Raw genomic sequence first — 19,480 nt, forward strand, 5'->3', positions numbered from 1 at the left:
TCAAGCATCGGATGGGAAAAAGGAGTGTTTCTGATGAGTTTGTATGTAAAGGACAACTTTTTTAATGCCGGCACTACCGAGATTTTGAATGAAGCCGGAGAAGCGGTCGGCAGCGTGGATTTAAAAAGCGCGTTCGGTTCCTCTCTTGACGTTTATGACGATCGCGGACAAAAGGTTTGCAGCGGAACGTTCCGCTTTTTCTCGAACAAGTGGGAAATCGCGGACAAGGACGAATATGAAATCGGCGTGCTGCGAATGCGAATGAGCTTTTTAACCAAAAAATATGAATATGATGCCAATGAACGAGGAGTGTACGAAATTCTATCGCCCGCGTTCTCCAAGGAATACGAAGTTGTCGACCAGAGCGGCAGGACGGTGGCCGGCTTCCGGCGAATCAGCGGCTGGCTTCAATCCGGAGCCTATCATCTGGAGAACAACAGCGGTCATCTCAGCGACTGGGAGTTGATTGCTGTCGTCATGGGCGTCCACTCGATCCAAAAACGCGTGAACAAAAGTGCATCGTCGGCATCGACTTAGAAAACGGGGGGGACAGGAATGAGGGAAATGAGCGCCTTGATCCGGGAGTCGCTGGTGCAATTGGAGCAGGACGAGGGAATCGTGATCCTGTATGCCTGCGAAGCGGGAAGCCGGGCTTGGGGATTTCCTTCCCGGGACAGTGATTATGATGTCCGTTTTTTATACGTTAGACCGGTGGATTGGTACCTGTCCATTTTCGCCGGAAGAGACGTGATTGAACGCCCTGTGGACTTCGGGCTGGATATGGTCGGATGGGATTTGAAGAAGGGTTTGAATTTGTTTCGAAAGTCAAATCCTCCTCTGCTGGAGTGGCTTGATTCCCCTATCCGATACAGGGAGCGAACCTCTGCGGCGGGGCGGATTCGGAAGTTGTCCCCGCTAAACTTCTCGCCCAAATCCTGCACGTACCACTATCTTAACATGGCCAAGGGCAATTATCGCGACTATCTCCAACGAGACGAGGTAAAGGTTAAAAAATACTTTTATGTGCTGCGTCCGATTTTGGCTTGTGAATGGATCGAGCGTTTTGGCAGCATGCCGCCGCTTTCGTTTGATATGCTGGCCGAATCTCTTATTCCTGCGGGGAGTGAACTGCATGATGCCGTTCTTGATTTGATCCGGCGCAAGAAGTCCGGCGAGGATCTGGGGCATGGACCCCGGATGCGCCTGCTGAACGATTACCTGGAGCGCCAAATCGCTTATTATGAGGAATCGGCAAGCCGGATGCCGGCAGGCAGGGATAACGTTGTTCAGGATGATGAACTGGACCTTTTGTTCCGGGCCGTGTTGAAGGAAGCATGGGGAAAGGAGGGGCTTTTGGAATGAACGAAGTGAAGGATCATCTGGACTACGGGCTTTCGATTTTGTTTATCGGCTTTAATCCGAGCCTGCGGTCCGGCGAGGTCGGCCATCATTACGCCAACCCCCGAAACAACTTTTGGCGAATTCTGCACCGCTCCGGGCTTACGCCTCGCCTGTACGAAGCATCGGAGGACGGCGAGCTGTTGAAGCTGGGATACGGATTTACGAATATCGTCGCCCGGCCCACACGGGGGGCGGAGGATATACGGCGCGAGGAATATGAACGGGGACGAAGGATTCTGAGGGCCAAGTTGGAACAGTATCGTCCCCGTATCGCCTGCTTTGTAGGCAAAGGGGTGTACACGGAATTCAGCCGCAGATCCCAAGCGGACTGGGGGTTTCAACCGGAGCCGGTTGTGAAAGAGGTACGCGAGTTTGTGGCTCCTTCTTCCAGCGGTTTGGTCCGGATGCCGATGGAGGAGATTGTCGGGATTTACCGGCAGCTCGGCGAGTTCCTCCGGAACGAGCGCATATGAGAGGAGAATTCTGCAATCCTGGGGCATAGACAGGATTAACAAATAAAAAAGGAACCCGATGGCCAGTGAAGACAAAGGCATACAGGTTCCTTTTTTCGATTGAAGTCTTACCTGAGCTTGTCCGGATCTATTTTCGGTACTAGCCCTTCATCCGCAGCCCGGTTTAACAATGCGGATACGGCAGCATAGCCATCCTCTCCCAGGTTCGCGGTAAACGCGTTCACGTACAAGCCGATGTGAGCATTCGCCACAGCGGGATCCATCTCTTGAGCGTGTCTCATGACATAATCGCGTGACTCATCCGGATGAGCCCAGGCATATTCAACCGAGGCGCGTGTCCAGGCGGTAATTTTCGCCAGATCCAGCGATCGGCGGGCGATAATGGCGCCAAGCGGAATCGGAAGCCCGGTGTCGCTTTCCCACCAGCTGCCGAGATCGGTCATCATGCTGAGACCGTAGGAGGGGTAGGTGAACCGAGCTTCGTGAATAACCAGTCCGGCGTCGATCTGCCCGTCACGGACGGCCGGCATGATCCGGTCGAACGGCATGACGACAATCTCGCCGAAACCGCCGGGAACATGACGGGCCGCCCACAACCGGAACAGCAAATACGCGGTGGAACGCTCGCTTGGAACGGCTACTTTCCGGCCGGACAGAAAAGCCGGATCGGAGGTTTCGGCTGCATCGCCGCGAGTAAGAAGCAAAGGCCCGCATCCGCGGCCGAGTGCTCCGCCGCATGGGATCAAGGCGTACTCGTCCAAGACCCAAGGAAGAGCGGCGTAGGAGATTTTCAGCACGTCATGGTCACGTGAACCGCTGCCGGAAGCCCAGTTGTTTGTAATGTCGATGTCCGCGTACGATACATCCAGTTCGGGAGCCCCGGGGATCAGGCCGTGCACCCAGGCGTGGAAGACGAACGTGTCGTTCGGACAAGGCGAGAACGCGATTTTCATGTCAGCACCTCCGTTAGTATGGAACTTGCGGTCTCCAGCGCACGCAGCGCTTCGGGGATTTTCCAGGCCTCGCGGTCACGGGGACCGACGCTGTTGGATATGGCCCGGATCTCCAGAACAGGCAGATCAAAATCGGCAGCAGCCCGGGCTGCGCCGAATCCCTCCATTCCTTCGGCCGCTGCTCCAGGAATCCGGGCGGCCAAAGCCTCCGCCTTTTCCTTCGTTCCCGTCGTCGTGGATACGGTCAAAATGGGGCCGATAGCGGCCGTAATCCCGGCTGCTTGAAGCTTATGCGCAAATCCGTGTACGATTTCCTCCGGAGTTTGGATGACGGACGATCCGAAACCGAGCTCGTCCACGCTGAGGAATCCGTCCGGCGTTTCCGAGCCGAGGTCCGCGGCGATGATTCGGTCCGCTATGACGAGGGTTTCCGTTTCCGCGTGACCCGGAAAGCCCCCGCCGATTCCCGCGCTGATGACCCATGCATAATGGCCCGATGCCAATTCTTTGGCAGTTCGGGATGCTGCAGCCGCAGAACCGACTCCTGCCGCAATGACCTCAAACTTTGAGCTGCCTGCAAGCCCCCGCAGTACGGCTTCCTTTTCCGCTTCAACCGCGGTGACGACCAGAATTGTTGCCGGGTTGTTCAATGTATTTCACTCCTTTTTCGCACCTCTACCTTATTAACGTTATATTGTTCAAGTGTCGTTGTAAAGCAGGGGGAAGATTTAAGGCTATGATTAACCGCTTTCATTCTTATAGAAAGTCTGAGGGGCTTCGGTTATAATGAGAGAACAACGAGATCGAGACGGAGGTTCGATAGCTTTGCGAAAAAAGGGTGCGAATGGACAGGAAAGCAGGGCAAAATTATTGACGGTTGCGGCTAACGAGTTTGCGCGGTCAGGCTATCACCAGACAAAAATCAGCACCATTGTCTCCCGGGCCGGATTGACCCAGCCTTCGTTCTACTTGTATTTCGATAGCAAGGAAGCGGTGTTCAAGGAATTGATGGGCGTCTTCCGAACCCGGTTAAAGGAGCTGATTACGGACAGCCGGCTTGAGGCGGGAATCACCCGGGGGACCGTCCCGGCAAGAATCCATGCCGTGCTTACCAATTTGTTCAGCCTTTTGGCGAGGGACCCGGATTTGACCCGAATCGGTTTCTTTATCGGACCGGAAGCCGTCGAGGTAAAACAAGAGCTGGCAAGGATGATCGAACAGAATTTGCGGGCGGAGAAGGATAACGGCTATTTCCGCCCCGACGCCGATATGGCCATGGTGGCGGAATGTCTGGTAGGAGCGATTGAAAGGCTGACGCTCCGGCAGCTGCTTTCCGGCAAAAGCACGCCCGAGGACTTGGCTCGTCAGGTTGTGGACTTATATATGTTCGGCATTGCTTCCGAAAAAAACAATGAAAATGCGGTTTAGCACAAGAGGTTATCCCAAAAGGTCGGTCGGCCTTCGGAATAACCTCTTTTTTATGCTATCCGGTTTCTTGCTTGACGCAGTTTCGGACCGTTTTTTCGTGAATGCCGCATTCCGCGGCAATCTCGGAATAGTTCTTGACGAAGGAATGTTGTTTTATCGCTTCAACCAGCCTTTTGGTCATTTTACGGGAAGGATCGAAACATTGCAGATTCTCCCAAAAAGTGACGCCGCATTCCCGGCAGCGGTATCTTTTTCTGACAAGCTGCAGCTCGACCGGTTTAGACCTGATCGGCACATCCATCATGGTCTGAATTCGGGTACCGTACTTGTAAAGGCTCACGGATTGCTTGCAATAAGGGCAGTGCCCGGGCCCAGCCGCCGCTTCAACCGGAAAGACCGTAACGCCAGGGCTTTCGCGCGGTTCGCCAATCAAACGAAGTTCCGGGAGATTTTGAAACCATAGCCTGCTGTTCATTTAGGCATCCCTCTATAGAAAAGGATGGCACAAAGCATAGCCGCCGCTCCGATGATAAGATACGCGTATGAAATGCCGAAATGTTCCGTCAACACGCTGCTGCCCAAAGGGCCGACCATCATGCCGACCGAATAAGCGGTATTGTAAACCGCAAAGGTAAAACCATGCGCGTTGGCCCCCGTTACGGTTTGCTGCGACAAATCCGTCAGTTTCGGAAGAGCGGGAGCGAGGACGGTACCCATGCCGATTCCCAGCAGGGCAAGGATGACGACTTGAAGCCAAATCATGTCCGGCAGAGCATTTAAGGGCAGCATGATTGCAGTGAACATGAGCCCGGCGGCTATGGTTTTGGCGTGGCCGACCTTCGTTGATAGAGCCCCGATCATTCCCGTAGTCAAGGCGTAAGCTATGGTGGGAACAGCAAACAATAACCCGATCACGCCAGGCGTCGCATTCAGATGCCGGCTGAGATGCAGGGGCAGGGTAGGTTCCAAAATAGCGGGAATGGACGCGCCCAGAGCAACGACGCCGGCAATCATCCAGATCGCCCGGCTCCCCAGAAGACGTAGGGGAGAGATATAGCGCTCGGCCTTGGTATCGGTAACTTGCCGAAGCAAGCTCACCCGCAACAGAGCGTCTATCAATGCCAGCAGGGCAGCAACCAGGAACGGCAGCTTGTAGCCTCCCCATTCGAACAACCATCCGCCGACCGTGGGTCCAAGGAGCGTTCCCGCCGCTTGGCCGGAGAGGGCAAGCCCCATCGCGGCGCCGCGTTCTTCGGAAGGATATACGTCCGCGAGCAGAGCCAATCCCGCCGTCCAGGTAGCTGCGGCCGCAATGCCTTGCAGCATGCGTGCGGCAACCAGTACCCAGAACTCCGTTGCAAAAGCAAACATGACGGTTGTGCCGGCCAAGCCAATCATTCCCCACAACAGAGGACCTTTGCGGCCAACCTTATCGGTAAGCATCCCTAATAAGGGGGTAGCTATAAACAGGGTCAGGGCGTAGGAGCTAAAGAGCAAACCGATCCTCGTCTGGGATGCGCCAAGGCTTTCCGCATAAGATGGCAGGATGGGAACGATCAGGCCATAAATGAGCATATCCACAAAAACGGCAAAACCGACGACGAGCAGTACTCTTTTGCGGATTGCAGGAGAAGGGACGGAGGTCATCAAGATGGTTCACCTTCTCCCAGACATGACCGGATCTGCTCGATACAGGCCAGTTGAAGCTCGCATTGAGCGTACATGTTTTGAAAAATGGCCATCACTTCCGGAGCCAGCTCTTTTCCCGTCGCTTCTTCCTTTTTCTTCTGCCCGGATTTCATCGTTTCGTACAACTCCCTTATATCCTGTTCCTGGGAGGAGAGCGCGGCCCGTATTTCTTCCGGTGGCAGCATGTTCATGAAGGTGAGGGCCGTATAAAGGTGCGTGGGAAAAACGACCGACGATTTGCCGAAAGACTGCCGCAGCAAATCCTTGAGCTCCTGAACCCCGTCCTCCGTAATTTTAAAGGTGGATTTGGACCTCATTCCCGTCATTTCGACATGATCCAGGTACACCTTTCCTTCCGCTTGGAGTTTTTTAAGGGCGTGATAGATCGATGCAGGCTGAACGTACGCCCACAAATCCGTCTGGGCAGATTGCATCATCTGTTGAATTTCATACCCCGACATCGGTCCGTTGGTGTGCAAAAGACCGAGTACCATAGCTCTTGTCATTTCATTCACCTCAAAGAAATAAAAATAATAAACATGGAATACTAAACATTTAGTATCTATGTACTCAGAATAAACGAATTTTTTCGGTCCGTAAAGTTTTCCACCATATAATCCGAAGAACGAGGGATTGGCACCGCATTGCAAAAAGCCGCAGACCCCGATGGTCTCTGCGGCTTTTTTTGAGATTCGCGCGACTTACACTTCCAGCCTGCATTGACGGGGAAGAGCAGTGTTTGTTTCGGGATTTGGATCCAAAAAGGTTCAGGGGGCATCTTCTATTTAGCCGCCTCCAAATATTCCTGGTAATCCGCGGGTGGCCGCTTGCCGCGTTTCAGGTCGCGGATGCTCAGGCCGAAGTCCATCTGGAGATGGGGATAATCGGGGAAGTTGTCCCAATCGCCGCCCCACTGGAAGCCGAGGTCCTTCGCGACGGCTACGACCTCCATCCAGTCGGCTTTGCCGTTTCGGTTGCCGTCATATTCCATATCCCAGATGATATCGCCGCCGTCGTTGCGGAGCGCAAAATCGATGGCCAAGCCGTAATTGTGAAGAGATTCGCCGGCCTTGGCATTGGTGACGATTTGGCCCCCGCCGCTTCTTCCCTGTTCGTACAACCGGGATTGTTCCTCATGGCTCCGGAACCCGTCCGTAATGACCACGCGGATTCCAAGCTCGCGCATTTTGGCGACCAGCTTGTTTTTTTGGGCGAGCACGACAGGATGAAGCTCCGTGACAGGGGGAGACTCTTCCTTGTCCAAATCAGGCAATATTTCCGGGATGGATGTCTGCAGCTGCATATATATAATCGCCAGCAGTACCGCAGCGATGATAAAACGTGTTGATTTTCTCCGTTTAACCTTTGCCATATGTTTTCGTGTTCTACCTACTTTCCTGATAATCATATATCTATCATTCAATGTCCTATAACGATTATATCGGCTGGGGAGCCTTCATTCCACCATACCCATTGTTTCTCCGTTGGAATTATCAGCAGAAGGCATCGCTTGGCCCGATGAATAAGGATTCTTTGATTTCCGCATGCTAAAGGCAAAATATTACATCAAAGAAAAGGGGAAGATGGCATGAGCCTTATTCAGTCGATCGCGGGCAAAATCAATCAGATGTCCGGTGTGCTGACGCAAATGCAGCAAGAGGGAAGCGGGGAGCAATTAGGGGGAATTCTGCAGGAGTTGGGTCAGCTGGATGCCGAACTTCGGCATGCCCAGGTACAGATCACTCCCGAAACGCCTGAAGCCCTCCGCCAGGATTTGGTGCAGTGCCGGATGGCCCTGCATGGTATGCTGGGCCTGGTATCCAACATCCGTTCTGATATGGCAGAACGTTACCGTCAGGTGCTGGGTGACCGGAAGGAAGATTTCGAGAGGTTGGACGATCAATCCCAGCAAAACACCGATCCCGGTGCCTACCAGTTCCTGCAGCTGTTTAAGGGAATGGACGATGTGAGCAGGCATATTCATCAGTTGGACGGGGCGATGATGGATGCCGGCTATCAGTTGGGACGGGGACCGGGCGAAGAAACGGCCGTGTACGGCGATGCATCCCCGGAGGATTTCACCTCGGGGACCGCCACGACCGATTGGTCTTAAAAACGGTACTGCGAGAAGCAGAATGAAAGAAAAGAGGGCCGCAACGTAAGGCCCTCTTTTTGGTGCGTATGGCTTATGTCATTGATCTACCGCGACCTGCTACTGAAAATTCGTTGCTGGATGGTTAGCTTATTTAACGCTGCGCCACGCGGTAACGGCGCTGTTCAGGCGGGACATGGCTTCTTCTATGGTCGCCCGCGTACAAGCTGCGTTCAAACGCATGAAACCGTTGCCGTTCTTGCCGAACGAAGCGCCGCTGTTCAGGCCGAGCTTGGCATTCTCAATAAGAAAACGGTTAAGTTCCTTATCGTCCATTCCGAGTTCCCGGAAATCCAGCCAGAGAAGATAAGTGGCTTCCGGCAGATTCATCTTGATTTCCGGCAGATAGCGATGCAAGTAGTCCCGCATATATTCCATATTGCCCCGGACATAGGCCAGAAGCGCGTCCAGCCATTCTCCGCCTTCCCGGTAGGCCGCTTCCGTTGCGGCCACGCCAAGCGGAGTGATGGAGCCCAAAGAATAACGCTCGATCGCCATTCCGAATTTGCGGCGGTTCGAATCATTGGGAATGATAATGTTGGCGGTATTCAGCCCGGCGATATTAAAGGTTTTGCTGGGGGCCGTGCAGATAAAGGAACGCTGTGCCGCATCCTCCGACAGGGATGCGAACGGGGTATGGGCTCCCGGCCCATAAACCAAATCGGCATGGATTTCATCCGATATGACCAGCACGTCATGCCGTTGGCAAAGCTCCGCGATCCGCGTCAGCTCTTCCCGTGACCATACCCGGCCGACGGGGTTGTGGGGGCTGCACAATATCATCATTTTCACGCGGTCCCCGGACAGGCTGCGCTCAAGGTCCTCAAAATCGATAGCGTAATTGCCTTGAGCATCCTGTTTAAGAGGGTTCTGAACCAGCTCGCGGCCATGGTCCTCTACAACGCGATAGAAGGGCGGATATACGGGTGTCTGGATGAGTACCTGGTCTCCCGGTTCCGTAAAAGCTTCAACCATGAGGTGCATGGCGGGAACGACTCCCGGACAGAACTGAATCCATTCGGATGCAACGTTCCAACCGTGCCGTTTCTTCATCCAAGCGGCAATGGCATCACGGTAAGAATCCGTTTGAAGCGTGTAGCCGAACACACCGTGCTCCACGCGTTCGTGCATTGCGCGGACTACCGCAGGCGGTGCGGCAAAGTCCATGTCCGCGACCCACATGGGCAGGACGTCCTCCACGCCGAAGACGGACCGAAGATGGTCCCATTTTAATGAAGCGGTTCGGTTGCGGTCGATAGTCAGGTCAAAATTCATGCGATCTCCTCCAAGCAGTGTGATTAAGCGACAAGTTTGGCCAAAGATATCAAGCCGGTGATGGTGATGACGTTCAAAATGGTTGAAAGGAGCACGGTTTGGGCGGCAAAATCAGGTTCGTTCTGATATTCTTCCGCCAAAATGGACGTGTTCACTCCAACCGGCATACCTGAGGCGATAATGAGCGCCTGTGCGGGAATGCCTTTAAGCCCGAGTGCGAAAACGATAAGAATCCCGATGGCCGGGGCTGCGAGCAGCCGAAGCGCTACGCTCAGATAGACATCCATCCGGCGCAAACGGAGCGGATATTTGATGATTTGCGCTCCAAGCGTGAGCAGGGCAATGGCTACCAGCGATTGGTCCGCATACAGCAGCGGACGCGAGAGAAACACCGGCAGCGGCACGGCGAGCGCGTGAAACAGAAGCCCGAGAATAAGGGCGTAGGGTACAGGCATTTTCAGAAAGCCGATGATCGCATGGCGGTACAATCCTTCCGTCTTGGCACCCTGTATGGAAATCACGCCGTAAGTAAACGTAAGCAGGCTTTGCAGGGACATGATCAACGCCTGGACGGATCCGGCCAAAGGATCTCCTTTGAAGGCGAGATCGTTGATCGGCAGTCCGTAGTTTCCCGAATTGTCCAAAATGAGGCTGTTGGTGAAGGCCGCCTGCATGCCGCGGCTGAATTTGCGCCGTTTCGCGGTCCAGCGTCCAAGGAGATAAAGGACGGACACATAGAGGGCATAGAACAGGACTACGGTACCGAGAAGCTCGGGAGACATTTCGGATTCATACATGCTCATGAACACCGCGGCCGGAGTAATGTAATAAAAATTGATTTTGGCCAGCGTATACAGGTCGAGCTGAAACGCTCGCTGCAACAATATCCCGAAGCCGATCAGGACGAAAATGGGCAGAACTACTTCCAGAAGAATGTCGGTAATCAAGGTGGTTGTTCATCTTCTTTCAATTAACGATGGCTATAAGCACCCTGTCATTATATCACGACCCTCGGCAATTTCACACGGTATAAAGGATGCCCTTCACGGGAGGAAATTAGGCGGGGACGGAAAAAGCCGCTCAGCCACGATCGGCTTGAACGGCTTGAATAGATTACTGCATGGGGCTTCAAGCAGCCTAATATAAGCAAAAACTTTATTGCGGATTGGTTGTCCAGATGCCCGCGGTTTTCACGAAGACCCGTGCAGGCAGCTTCAATGCGGCCAGAGCCAGCTCGGCCACATCCTCCGGCTGCATCATATGGTCTTCTTCGCCGATTTTAAGGCCGGCATTGACGGCCAGGTCGGTATTCACGGTGCTCGGCGTTAACGCCGTAACGCGGATATTATGCTTGCGGACCTCCTGCAGAACGGCTTCCGTCAAGCCCATTACGGCAAACTTGGAGGCATTGTAAGCGGAGCCTGTGGCAAAACCGCGTTCGCCTGCCGTGGAGGAAATGTTGATCACGTCGCCGCTTTTACGCTCAACCATGCCCGGCAGCACGGTGCGCAGCATATGGTATGTACCCATCAGATTGACGTCCACGATCCGCTTCCACTGCTCCGGATCCATATCCAGCAGATTGCCGAACTGGGCGATGCCCGCGTTATTAATGAGAATATCAACGGCCCCAAGCTCCTGGCTGATAGCCGCATAGGCAGCTTCCGCTTCGCTTTGGACCGATATGTCGGCGGTTGCGCCTATGGCTTTGACTCCGTACTGTTCGGTCACGAATTTCCCGAGGGACTCGAGGTCCTCAGCCGTACGGGCGATGAGACCCAGGTGCACGCCTTCTTTGGCGAGAGCCACGGCAATGGCCCGGCCGATACCTTTGCCTGCTCCGGTGATGACGGCTGTTTTATTTTTCAAACCCATGCGCGTTCACTCCTTGAGTTTATGTTTATGGTTTCCGTATATTAGTATACCCTGTACGGCTGGGCATTACCAAACGTGCAGCGAACGCGGGCAATCATCTGCTATAATCTATAGCGGTGATAGAGAACGGGGATACCTACATTATATAAGGGAGCGATTGATCATATGCTTCAATCATTGGAAGCCATTACTGCCTTCAGGCAGGGCGACCTCAGCAGTCCGGAACAGCACGCCTGGCTGGCGCTGCTTGTTTCGGCAGAGGAACGGATCGTCAATCTGGAGCGGATCGCTTCGATCGGCGAGCTCGCGGAAGCGAATCCGGTTCTTGATTACGTGGAGAGGACGCTGCGTGTTTTGGACAGTCTGGAGGTTTCCTTCTGGATCAGGGAGTTGCTTGAAGAAACGCTGGCATGGTCGGAAGTCGCCAAAGGAGGCACCCTGCGGCAGCGGATGCGATGGCAGGAATCGGGCATCAATCTGTTTGTTCATAATGACGGCTCGGCGGAGCTGTATAAGCGTCATATCGAGAAGCTGCAGGGGGAAATGGGGCTTCGGCACAATATCATATACACGCTTATCCAAACGCATGGGCTTGTGGGACAGTATATCCGAGGCGAGGTTGCTGACGCTGGAAATAGACCGCTCGGGCGGCTGGTTGCCGAAGGGCATCTGGCTGAGGAAGAGCTTGAACGCCTGTTGACTCCCTTAAACCGCTGCATCATAGGCGGGGTTTCGGAGGATTTATGGAGACGGGCAGAGCGGGAAACGGCAGATATCATTAAGGCCATTGCCGAAGGCCGGGTGCCTGGGGAAAAAAGCGTCTTTCAACGTTTGGAGCGGCTTCGGGCGGGAAGCATTCGCCGTGGGGAGGATTTTAGAAGCGGCCTTACCCATGCAGGAGAGAACATGGACCTGTCGGCTGTTTTCTCGCCGATGGAGGATATGACCCTTTGGTTCGTGGAGGCGGCACTGCAGGATTTTTCGACGGAGGAGTTTTTGAAGGTGCTGCTGCTCGGCCTTCATGATAAGGCCGGGATGCCGGAGCATGGTGACGGCTGTGGACTTGAGGCCGGCGGGCAAGGAACGCAGGACGGAAATCCAGTCCGCCACCTCAGCTTTGAGCCGCTAATGAATGATATGTATTACGATTACAAAGGCGTTAAAAAATTGAACGTATACAAAAAACGAATGATCGAGCCGTATTTGCGCCAGCTGGAATGGTCGGACTGCGTTCAGGGAAACGCGGCTGCCAGTCCGCATTTGCGGCATAAGCTTACGCGGAGACCCGGGGTGAATGACACCGTCTTTTTTACTTTCGAATTTTCACCTGCAGCTGAAAAACTGATCCAGTTCTGCATCGAAGCGGAGAAATCCCCTCTGTACGAGAAAGCCGTCCTGATGTTATTCGATCTGTTCGGCCTGCGCCGGGACGCCTACGACCGGTTTCATAACGAAGAAACCTACTTGCAGGATATGAACCGGTCCGGCGATCATAAAAAAATGATGCTGGACTATGTTACAGGGACCCGCGTTGTGGATATCGGGCCCGGAGGAGGCATTCTGCTCGATCTGATCGAGGAATGCCTGCCGGAGGTTCACGCCATCGGCATCGACATCTCTTCCAATGTGATCGAAGCGCTGGAAAAGCGCCGGCGTCTTGAGAAACGGACTTGGGAAGTGATGAAGGGAGACGCTCTTCGTCTCCGGGAATATCTGGAGCCGGGAAGCGTGGATACGGTTATCTTTTCGTCCATTTTGCATGAACTTTATTCGTACATTGAGTTTGAGGGCTCCCGGTTTAATCCGGCAACGGTGGAGGCCGCGCTGAAGAGCGCATATGACGTGTTGGCGCCGGGCGGAAGGATTATTATCAGGGACGGCATCATGACGGAGCCCGTCGCGCAAATGAGGCGTTTGCGTTTTTTGGAAGAGGACGGGATGGCTTGGCTTGCGAGATACGCCGACGATTTCAAAGGAAGAACCATCGGCTATACCAAACTTTCCGATCATGAAGCCAGGTTGCCGGTCAACGATGCGATGGAATTTTTGTACACCTACACCTGGGGAGAGGAAGCCTATGTTCATGAGGTGCAGGAGCAATTCGGGTATTTCACGCCCACGGAATATACCGAGGTTATCCGCAGGACGCTGGGCGGCGAAGCGGAACTGCTGGTGAACCGCCATTTCCTGCAGGATGGGTATGCGGAGGCGCTGGAAGGCCGCATAGAACTTACGGATGAAGAGGGAAAATCGGTACGGCTGCCGGACAGTACCTGTTTGATCGTGATCTCCAAGCCGAAAAACGTGAATGGTTCAATTATTTCGATTATTTAAAAAAGGAAGGGAGTACATCCGGCATGCCGGCTTGTACTCCCTTTGTTTAACTCTAACTCCCGTCTTCGCTTCAGAAAAGCATGATCTCTGCTGGCAGGGCTACTCCGCGATTAAGGAGGGCTTTATAACTCATTGCTTCTCGGGCTCGGGATAATCCTTGCCGAGCGTGTCCACCGTCACCTTTTTCATCGTAGGCAGCGGATCGGCAGGACGGTCCATACCGTTTCTGGGAAGCTCAGCGATCTCATCGACGACATCCATTCCTTCGATTACCTTTCCGAAGGCGGCATACAGATTGTCGAGATGCGGCGAGTCGGCATGCATGATGAAAAACTGGGATCCTGCGGAATCGGGGGCTTCCGAGCGTGCCATGGACAACACGCCCCGGGTATGCAGCAGGTCGTTCTGAAATCCGTTTTGCGTGAACTCGCCTGCGATGCTGTAGCCCGGACCTCCTGCGCCGGTTCCTTCGGGATCTCCCCCCTGGATCATGAATCCCGGGATGACCCGGTGAAAGCCTGTCCCGTCGTAATAGCCCTTTTTCACGAGCGAGATAAAGTTATTCACCGTATTGGGGGCAACCTCCGGATACAGCTCGGCTTTGATGGTTTTGCCGCTGTCCATCTCGATGGTTACGACCGGATGGCTTGCATTCGGATCCGGTACGTTTTTCTTGGGCTTGGGCTGCTCGGCCGGGGCAGGCACAGCGCCGTTGGTACTGCCTTCATCTTTCCTTGCGTTGTCGTTTCCGCAGCCGGCCGTGACGACCAGCATGGTCAAAAGCAGCAGAAGGACGGTCATCAGCCTGTTTTTGGATTTCATCGTGTTACGTTCCTCCTCAAGTAGATTCATGATTGTATATTATCATATCTGTCCTTACCGAAAAACAGCCGGGACTAAACACAAAAAAATCCTGCCCGAAGGCAGGTTTTCGCATGGAAGATAAATAGGAGATCTACTTGACCCGGTATATCCCCTCCACTTTATTCAGCGGAAACAGAATGCGGGACGGGTGTTTTCCCTTCCCCTGGACTTCGATAAAATCCGATCCGATGCGGACAAGCCGCATCCGGTCAAACGAGCTTCCGCTGGCGAACGTCGTCCGAACCCCGACCCGAATGCCTTTTTCAACCGGTTTTGTATCGAACACCCGAATCGAATTTAAGCTAGCAGGCACGAACAGCTCGCCTTGTACCCGAATAAAATTATGCTTATATACGATTTCAAGGCGTCCCGGTTCAAGTCCGGTATGGGGCGCATTGATTTCGACGAGACGGCCCTTCAGCGCGGCCAGCCGCTGCTGAAGCGTAATGCCCGGTCCTCCCCGCAATGCTTTCAATCCTTTCATGCAAGATCCCTCCAAGGTCATATGCCATATTGTATGACGAAGGGAGGGAGGGGGGTGCTTCAAAATAAATCAGTATAGTTTCCAAAGTGCTAGACTATACTGATTACTAATCTATTTAGCAGTCGGGAGGAACCGGGCATGGATAAACAAGGAAACATTTGGACGGGTTTGCTGTGGGGAGCCCTGATCGGTATCCTTTTATGGGCGGCCATTTTTTGGCTGCTTGATTTCCTATTCCAGAACTAATACAAAAACCTTCTTTTTGAACTCGCGCTATATCAAAAATCTTCCGGAAGTTTTCGCCCTGTTTCATCGTCAACCCCGCCCACGCCGTTCAGCAGATCGATTCCGAGCTGGTCGGTTCCTTGAGGGAATGCCGGATCGACAGGGCTGCCGGCTTGAAGCTCATCCGCATCGGGAATGTCCTCCAAGGGAGCTTCTTCTTCGGTTATGCCGGAATCCGCTGCTGCTTGCCCATTATCCTGATCCCGCTCCTGGATCAAGCGGGCGTCCTCCCTGTAGGCCGGATCGTACTGCGGATTCCGCCGGGGATAGGTCGCATTCGCGTCTTTGCCAAGCGAAAAGGCGGTGTCCGCGGGGACATGATCCAGCGGGAGCTTCCCGGCCGTTTCCTCCTCCAGTCCGTCCTTATCGATGGGGGACTGCCCGTTTGTTCCGTTCAGACCCCGGCTTGTGTTCGCGGCGCTGCCACGGGGTTCTTCCTCCGGCATATCGGTCATCGGGTCCATAGGATCCATCTGTTCGTACTGCTTGTTCACCAAGTCACCGTAGGTATTCCGGTTGATTTCGTCGCGCATCTTGCACGTCCCCTTTCAGGATAGGTTTATACTTCGACTTAAACCGCTGGGCAGGGAATGAATCCCCGCCGTCTTAGGAATCGAAAGCTTTCGGTTTAGCTTTGCCCCGGTTCGGCGTCTTTTATGAACCATGAACGGCAAGAAAAGGGGAACGCCTTTCCCGCCCGGCAGAAACCCGTTTCATCAAAAAAAGCGCCTCTCATGCGGGTACATAACCCGTGAGAAGCGCTTTGCGAGAGAATATAATAGCCGGCTGTTTCGAACGGACTTATTTTGCCGTCCCGGCAGCCAACGACTTGCCGGACAAAGTAATGGAACGGTTTACAAGCACTTCCATCGCATCGATGGAGCATTCCTTGTAGAAGCCGTCCAGCTCAATGCAGGACAGCTCGGTGCAGGCAAGAATGACGCATTTGCACTGCTCCTCGTACACAAGCCGGTGGATCAGGGATTCAAGCTTTTTCGGATCCACGTTTTTCTGGCCCTTAACATCATTATATATAATGTCCATGACCTTCGATTGCATTTCGGCATCGGGTTCGTGCAGGGTCATGCCGTACTTTTCACAGCTCTTGCGGTAAATGCCGCTGCTGACCGTGCCGTTGGTGGCCAAAATGCCTACCTTGGCGCTGCCGCCGAAACGATCATGGATTTCCTTGACGGTCTCGTCCACCATATGGATGATATTCACGCTTGTCATCTGCTGCATCTCGTCATGAAAATAATGGGATGTATTGCATGGGATCGCGATGTTGGACACGCCGGCCAACTCCAGCAGTTTCAAGTCGTTGGCTACGGCGTCCAAAAACAGATCGCCGCGTCCTTCAAGAATGACTTTCGTGCGGTCCGGGAGGGTAGAGTGATTCAGGATGATCATGTGGATATGATCCTGGTCGCGCTCGGCTGCGGTATTTTCGATGACCTTTTCAAAAAAGACCGAGGTGGCTTGAGGGCCCATGCCCCCGATCACGCCTAATTTTTTATTTTCCATTATTCAACAACTGCCTCTTTTTAAATTCATTCACGATCTCCGCTTCATTAAAGGGAATTTCAGTTTTCCCGATAATTTGGGAGGTTTCGTGACCTTTGCCGGTGATCAGAACGATATCATCCTGCCGTGCAGCCGAGAGGGCATACTCGATCGCTTCTTTGCGGTCCACGATCGCTTTGTAGCTCCCGCCCGCCTCTTCCACGGCGTCCACGATATCCGCGATGATCGAATCGGGATCCTGATCCTTCGGGTTGTCGGAGGTGACGATGGACAGGTCGGCGTGTTGCGCCGCGACTTTGCCCATGGCCCTTCGTTTGGGGAGCCCGAGCTCGCCGGGAGCGGCATAAACGCCGAACACGAGAATAATCCGCCCCTTGGCGTACGGTTTAAGCGTCGTCAGAACTTTTTCGAGACTGTCCTCGGTGTGGGCAAAGTCAACAATGACCAAATTGCTGTCATCTCTATACACAACCTCCATGCGGCCCTTAATGCCTTCGACCGCCTGAATCCCGTCCTTGACCACTTCAAGCGGAATGCCGCTGCAGCGCGCCCAAGCTATGGCCGCCAGGCTGTTCAGCACGTAAATGTCCCCCGGAAGGTTCACCTTGATTTCAATGCTTCCGTCCGGAGTATGTGCCGTAAATACGGTTGAGTCGATAAAATAACGGATGTCCGTGGCGTACACATCCGCTTTATGATCGATTCCGTATGTAATGGTTTTGGCAGGGGAAACTTGAACCTTATCGATGAGCCTTCTGCCGTAGGGGTCGTCCGCATTGATAATGTTATAATCCGACGTCAGCTCAAACAGCTGGGACTTCGCTTCAAAATATTCTTCCATGCTGTTGTGAAGCTCCAGATGATCCGGCGTCAGATTCGTGAAGATGCCCGTGCTGAAACGGCTGTACGCCACCCTTTTCAAGCTTAGCGCGTGGGAGGATACTTCCATGACGCAGGTTTGAATGTCCGAACTGACCATTTCGGCAAAAATTTGTTGAAGATACAGCGCCTCCGGCGTCGTATTTTTGTTTTTGCGAAGCTCGCTGCCGATCACTGTGCCGATGGTGCCGATAATTCCGACTTTTTTACCGGCATGCTCCAGTATGGACTTGATAAAATAACTGATCGAGGTTTTCCCGTTCGTTCCGGTAATTCCGACCATGTTCAATTTTTCCGTCGGTCTGCCGTAGAAGTTGGAGGATACGCGGGCGAGCGCATCGCGGGTATCTTTGACTTTCACCACGGTGACCGGCTCATCGATCCGGACATCCTTTTCGACGATGATGACGGATGCGCCAAGACCGAGCGCCTTCGGGATGAAGGCATGCCCGTCTACCGTAAAGCCTGAGATGGCCACGAAGGCCCCGCCCGGAACCACTTCCCTGGAGTCGAAAGACACGGCTTCCACTTCAACATTCGGATCGCCTTGGACAAGGTCGAAATCCAAATCCCGCAATACGGATAATAATCGCAAGGCGCAGTCAACTCCTTTCCTGGGTTCCTATCTTCTGAATACTTTCTTGAATACTTTTCCGCCGATCATGGAGGCATACGCAAAGGCCGGCTTTGGATCTTTCCAATCCCAAATCGCGTAGGCCTTCGGCTTAAACAGTGACTTGAAGACTTGTCCGACGGTAAGCTGTTTGGTTTTGATATAATCCCGGACCGCGAGCATGTCTTCATAACCGTACCAGAAGACGCGGTTCGTGTTGTCTTTCAGCGCGCTTGGCGGCTGCGGCGAGCCCGTGAGCTCCATGTACGTGAGGTAAGGGACGTTCATGCCGACTTTGAACAGAAGATTGTTCAGATTCGTGATGCGGCAGTTGACCTCGATCAGATAAAACTTGCCCGTTTCGGCGTCTTTTTTGAACTCGATCTCGGCAAAGCCTTTCCAACCCATCTTTTCAAGGAACGGCGCGCCGATGTCATAGAGCTCCTGAATGTACTTTTGCCCGGTATATACCGAAGCCCCGAAGTTGATCGGATACTGGCGGAACTTCTGACAGGTCACCCAGTTGGTCACTTTGGAGTCTTGATTCAGGTAGGCATCGAACGTATGCATATGATCGTCGAAGCCGGGAATGATGCGCTGCACAATCACTTCGAGGCCGGCTTTTTCCGCCTTCTCCAGCGCTTCTATCAGCTCTTGTTTATTGTGCACTTTAAACAGCTTGCGGCGGAACTTTGCCACAAACGTAGGGGAATCGGTAGGTTTCACGATGCAAGGGAACTTGATCGTGGATTCGATTTTTTCAAAGAAATGGTCTTCGTTTACGCGCACCGTTTCCGGAACGTTCACTCCGTTTTCCTGGGCGAGGCGATGAAGAACTTCCTTGTTCATCATCCGCGTGTATAAACCTTTTTCCGTCTGCGGAATCAAATAGAACTCTCTTAACTCGTCAAGGTACTCATCGATGATTTCCACATAAGAATCATGGCACGGAATGAGAACCGGCGGAGCGCTTTGCTTGCGTGCATAATCGAGCAGGTAGTTAATGAACGCTTCCGTTTCTTCCTTATAATGGGGAACAATCAGCCGTTCGGAGGTATATTTCGACTTTGCGCCGTAAGCGTGTTTATTGGAATAGTCGACGGCGACCGTGTGAATGCCATGAATACCCAAGCAGCGAATCGTGCTCAGGCCAATATAATAGTTGCAACCTAAAATAACCGCCTTGTTGTTCATGAAAGCACATCCCGATCAAAATTTTATAGAAAGTACAACCTCTTAAGTATATCAAAT

At 53.3% G+C, this 19,480-nt stretch carries 21 protein-coding genes; 6 read left to right on the plus strand and 15 right to left on the minus strand.

Annotated elements, in window-relative coordinates:
* The first annotated feature begins 33 nt into the window (after positions 1-33).
* The 3 genes from XI25_RS09260 to XI25_RS09270 are packed head-to-tail and all read left to right on the plus strand — an operon-like array spanning position 34 to position 1,874.
* Positions 34-537 carry a hypothetical protein gene (locus XI25_RS09260; protein WP_046678303.1) on the plus strand — a complete coding sequence of 168 codons (504 nt, stop codon included), beginning with the start codon at positions 34-36 and terminating at the stop codon, positions 535-537.
* Between the two features lie 18 nt (positions 538-555).
* Positions 556-1,362 (plus strand): nucleotidyltransferase domain-containing protein, encoded by an 807-nt coding sequence (locus tag XI25_RS09265; RefSeq protein ID WP_046678304.1) that lies wholly within the window; start codon positions 556-558, stop codon positions 1,360-1,362.
* Complete coding sequence (locus tag XI25_RS09270; RefSeq protein ID WP_046678305.1) at positions 1,359-1,874, plus strand: mismatch-specific DNA-glycosylase; 516 nt, start codon at positions 1,359-1,361, stop codon at positions 1,872-1,874. The genes XI25_RS09265 and XI25_RS09270 overlap by 4 nt, the downstream gene beginning before the upstream one ends.
* A gap of 107 nt (positions 1,875-1,981) precedes the next feature.
* Here the strand turns inward: XI25_RS09270 and XI25_RS09275 are convergent, their stop codons facing one another.
* Both XI25_RS09275 and XI25_RS09280 read right to left on the minus strand, forming a co-directional pair.
* Positions 1,982-2,827, minus strand: coding sequence for a 1,4-dihydroxy-6-naphthoate synthase (locus XI25_RS09275; RefSeq protein ID WP_046678306.1), 846 nt, complete (start codon positions 2,825-2,827; stop codon positions 1,982-1,984).
* Positions 2,824-3,477 (minus strand): futalosine hydrolase, encoded by a 654-nt coding sequence (locus XI25_RS09280; RefSeq protein WP_046678307.1) that lies wholly within the window; start codon positions 3,475-3,477, stop codon positions 2,824-2,826. The genes XI25_RS09275 and XI25_RS09280 overlap by 4 nt, the downstream gene beginning before the upstream one ends.
* A 175-nt stretch (positions 3,478-3,652) precedes the next feature.
* Between XI25_RS09280 and XI25_RS09285 the strand changes: the two genes are divergently transcribed.
* On the plus strand, positions 3,653-4,255 hold the full coding sequence (locus XI25_RS09285) for a TetR/AcrR family transcriptional regulator (protein ID WP_046678308.1): 603 nt from the start codon (positions 3,653-3,655) through the stop codon (positions 4,253-4,255).
* Positions 4,256-4,310: 55 nt separating this feature from the next.
* Here XI25_RS09285 and XI25_RS09290 read toward each other — a convergent pair whose 3' ends face one another.
* From XI25_RS09290 to XI25_RS09305, 4 genes are all read right to left on the minus strand, one after another.
* Positions 4,311-4,730, minus strand: coding sequence for a transposase family protein (locus XI25_RS09290; RefSeq protein WP_046678309.1), 420 nt, complete (start codon positions 4,728-4,730; stop codon positions 4,311-4,313).
* Positions 4,727-5,902: an MFS transporter gene (locus tag XI25_RS09295; protein WP_046678310.1), complete on the minus strand. Its 1,176-nt coding sequence runs from the start codon at positions 5,900-5,902 to the stop codon at positions 4,727-4,729. The genes XI25_RS09290 and XI25_RS09295 overlap by 4 nt, the downstream gene beginning before the upstream one ends.
* The gene (locus XI25_RS09300; protein ID WP_046678311.1) at positions 5,902-6,450 is read right to left on the minus strand and encodes a PadR family transcriptional regulator; all 549 of its coding nucleotides are present in this window, start codon (positions 6,448-6,450) and stop codon (positions 5,902-5,904) included. Before XI25_RS09300 ends, XI25_RS09295 begins: the two co-directional genes overlap by 1 nt.
* Before the next feature lie 275 nt (positions 6,451-6,725).
* Positions 6,726-7,316 carry a M15 family metallopeptidase gene (locus XI25_RS09305; protein ID WP_046678312.1) on the minus strand — a complete coding sequence of 197 codons (591 nt, stop codon included), beginning with the start codon at positions 7,314-7,316 and terminating at the stop codon, positions 6,726-6,728.
* Between the two features lie 216 nt (positions 7,317-7,532).
* Here XI25_RS09305 and XI25_RS09310 point away from each other — a divergent pair, with 216 nt between their 5' ends.
* Complete coding sequence (locus XI25_RS09310) at positions 7,533-8,057, plus strand: hypothetical protein (protein ID WP_046678313.1); 525 nt, start codon at positions 7,533-7,535, stop codon at positions 8,055-8,057.
* A gap of 129 nt (positions 8,058-8,186) precedes the next feature.
* On the opposite strand, the gene XI25_RS09315 is transcribed toward XI25_RS09310, so the two are convergent.
* From XI25_RS09315 to XI25_RS09325, 3 genes are all read right to left on the minus strand, one after another.
* On the minus strand, positions 8,187-9,371 hold the full coding sequence (locus XI25_RS09315; protein ID WP_046678314.1) for a MalY/PatB family protein: 1,185 nt from the start codon (positions 9,369-9,371) through the stop codon (positions 8,187-8,189).
* A 23-nt stretch (positions 9,372-9,394) separates the two neighbouring features.
* The gene (locus tag XI25_RS09320) at positions 9,395-10,318 is read right to left on the minus strand and encodes an AEC family transporter (protein ID WP_046678315.1); all 924 of its coding nucleotides are present in this window, start codon (positions 10,316-10,318) and stop codon (positions 9,395-9,397) included.
* A 208-nt stretch (positions 10,319-10,526) separates the two neighbouring features.
* Positions 10,527-11,246: a 3-ketoacyl-ACP reductase gene (locus tag XI25_RS09325; RefSeq protein ID WP_046678316.1), complete on the minus strand. Its 720-nt coding sequence runs from the start codon at positions 11,244-11,246 to the stop codon at positions 10,527-10,529.
* A 165-nt stretch (positions 11,247-11,411) separates the two neighbouring features.
* Here XI25_RS09325 and XI25_RS09330 point away from each other — a divergent pair, with 165 nt between their 5' ends.
* A complete protein-coding gene (locus XI25_RS09330; protein WP_046678317.1) occupies positions 11,412-13,580 on the plus strand; it encodes a class I SAM-dependent methyltransferase in 2,169 nt (722 codons plus the stop codon).
* Positions 13,581-13,709: 129 nt separating this feature from the next.
* On the opposite strand, the gene XI25_RS09335 is transcribed toward XI25_RS09330, so the two are convergent.
* The 6 genes from XI25_RS09335 to XI25_RS09360 all read right to left on the minus strand — a co-directional run bounded on the left by XI25_RS09335 (position 13,710) and on the right by XI25_RS09360 (position 19,423).
* Positions 13,710-14,402 (minus strand): peptidylprolyl isomerase, encoded by a 693-nt coding sequence (locus tag XI25_RS09335; RefSeq protein WP_046678318.1) that lies wholly within the window; start codon positions 14,400-14,402, stop codon positions 13,710-13,712.
* Positions 14,403-14,535: 133 nt separating this feature from the next.
* Complete coding sequence (locus XI25_RS09340) at positions 14,536-14,928, minus strand: hypothetical protein (protein WP_046678319.1); 393 nt, start codon at positions 14,926-14,928, stop codon at positions 14,536-14,538.
* 278 nt (positions 14,929-15,206) lie between these two features.
* On the minus strand, positions 15,207-15,746 hold the full coding sequence (locus tag XI25_RS09345) for a hypothetical protein (protein WP_046678320.1): 540 nt from the start codon (positions 15,744-15,746) through the stop codon (positions 15,207-15,209).
* Between the two features lie 268 nt (positions 15,747-16,014).
* On the minus strand, positions 16,015-16,737 hold the full coding sequence (locus XI25_RS09350; RefSeq protein WP_046678321.1) for an aspartate/glutamate racemase family protein: 723 nt from the start codon (positions 16,735-16,737) through the stop codon (positions 16,015-16,017).
* Entirely contained in the window at positions 16,727-18,211 is a 1,485-nt protein-coding gene (locus XI25_RS09355) for a UDP-N-acetylmuramoyl-L-alanyl-D-glutamate--2,6-diaminopimelate ligase (RefSeq protein WP_046678322.1), read from the minus strand. The genes XI25_RS09350 and XI25_RS09355 overlap by 11 nt, the downstream gene beginning before the upstream one ends.
* A gap of 27 nt (positions 18,212-18,238) precedes the next feature.
* Positions 18,239-19,423, minus strand: a complete 1,185-nt coding sequence (locus tag XI25_RS09360; protein WP_046678323.1) for a carboxylate--amine ligase — start codon at positions 19,421-19,423, stop codon at positions 18,239-18,241.
* Positions 19,424-19,480: the final 57 nt, after the last annotated feature.

It is taken from the genome of Paenibacillus sp. DMB20, assembly GCF_000987955.1.
GTDB lineage: Bacteria > Bacillota > Bacilli > Paenibacillales > Paenibacillaceae > Paenibacillus_AQ.

Excerpts from the sequence above, each read along its gene's own strand:
- XI25_RS09345 (WP_046678320.1), bottom strand. The coding sequence starts at position 15,746 with ATGCGCGACGAAATCAACCGGAATACCTACGGTGACTTGGTGAACAAG.
- XI25_RS09305 (WP_046678312.1), bottom strand. The coding sequence starts at position 7,316 with ATGGCAAAGGTTAAACGGAGAAAATCAACACGTTTTATCATCGCTGCG.
- XI25_RS09290 (WP_046678309.1), bottom strand. The coding sequence starts at position 4,730 with ATGAACAGCAGGCTATGGTTTCAAAATCTCCCGGAACTTCGTTTGATT.
- XI25_RS09260 (WP_046678303.1), top strand. The coding sequence starts at position 34 with ATGAGTTTGTATGTAAAGGACAACTTTTTTAATGCCGGCACTACCGAG.
- XI25_RS09335 (WP_046678318.1), bottom strand. The coding sequence starts at position 14,402 with ATGAAATCCAAAAACAGGCTGATGACCGTCCTTCTGCTGCTTTTGACC.
- XI25_RS09300 (WP_046678311.1), bottom strand. The coding sequence starts at position 6,450 with ATGACAAGAGCTATGGTACTCGGTCTTTTGCACACCAACGGACCGATG.
- XI25_RS09330 (WP_046678317.1), top strand. The coding sequence starts at position 11,412 with ATGCTTCAATCATTGGAAGCCATTACTGCCTTCAGGCAGGGCGACCTC.
- XI25_RS09265 (WP_046678304.1), top strand. The coding sequence starts at position 556 with ATGAGGGAAATGAGCGCCTTGATCCGGGAGTCGCTGGTGCAATTGGAG.
- XI25_RS09275 (WP_046678306.1), bottom strand. The coding sequence starts at position 2,827 with ATGAAAATCGCGTTCTCGCCTTGTCCGAACGACACGTTCGTCTTCCAC.
- XI25_RS09340 (WP_046678319.1), bottom strand. The coding sequence starts at position 14,928 with ATGAAAGGATTGAAAGCATTGCGGGGAGGACCGGGCATTACGCTTCAG.
- XI25_RS09315 (WP_046678314.1), bottom strand. The coding sequence starts at position 9,371 with ATGAATTTTGACCTGACTATCGACCGCAACCGAACCGCTTCATTAAAA.
- XI25_RS09270 (WP_046678305.1), top strand. The coding sequence starts at position 1,359 with ATGAACGAAGTGAAGGATCATCTGGACTACGGGCTTTCGATTTTGTTT.
- XI25_RS09325 (WP_046678316.1), bottom strand. The coding sequence starts at position 11,246 with ATGGGTTTGAAAAATAAAACAGCCGTCATCACCGGAGCAGGCAAAGGT.
- XI25_RS09295 (WP_046678310.1), bottom strand. The coding sequence starts at position 5,902 with ATGACCTCCGTCCCTTCTCCTGCAATCCGCAAAAGAGTACTGCTCGTC.
- XI25_RS09350 (WP_046678321.1), bottom strand. The coding sequence starts at position 16,737 with ATGGAAAATAAAAAATTAGGCGTGATCGGGGGCATGGGCCCTCAAGCC.
- XI25_RS09310 (WP_046678313.1), top strand. The coding sequence starts at position 7,533 with ATGAGCCTTATTCAGTCGATCGCGGGCAAAATCAATCAGATGTCCGGT.
- XI25_RS09360 (WP_046678323.1), bottom strand. The coding sequence starts at position 19,423 with ATGAACAACAAGGCGGTTATTTTAGGTTGCAACTATTATATTGGCCTG.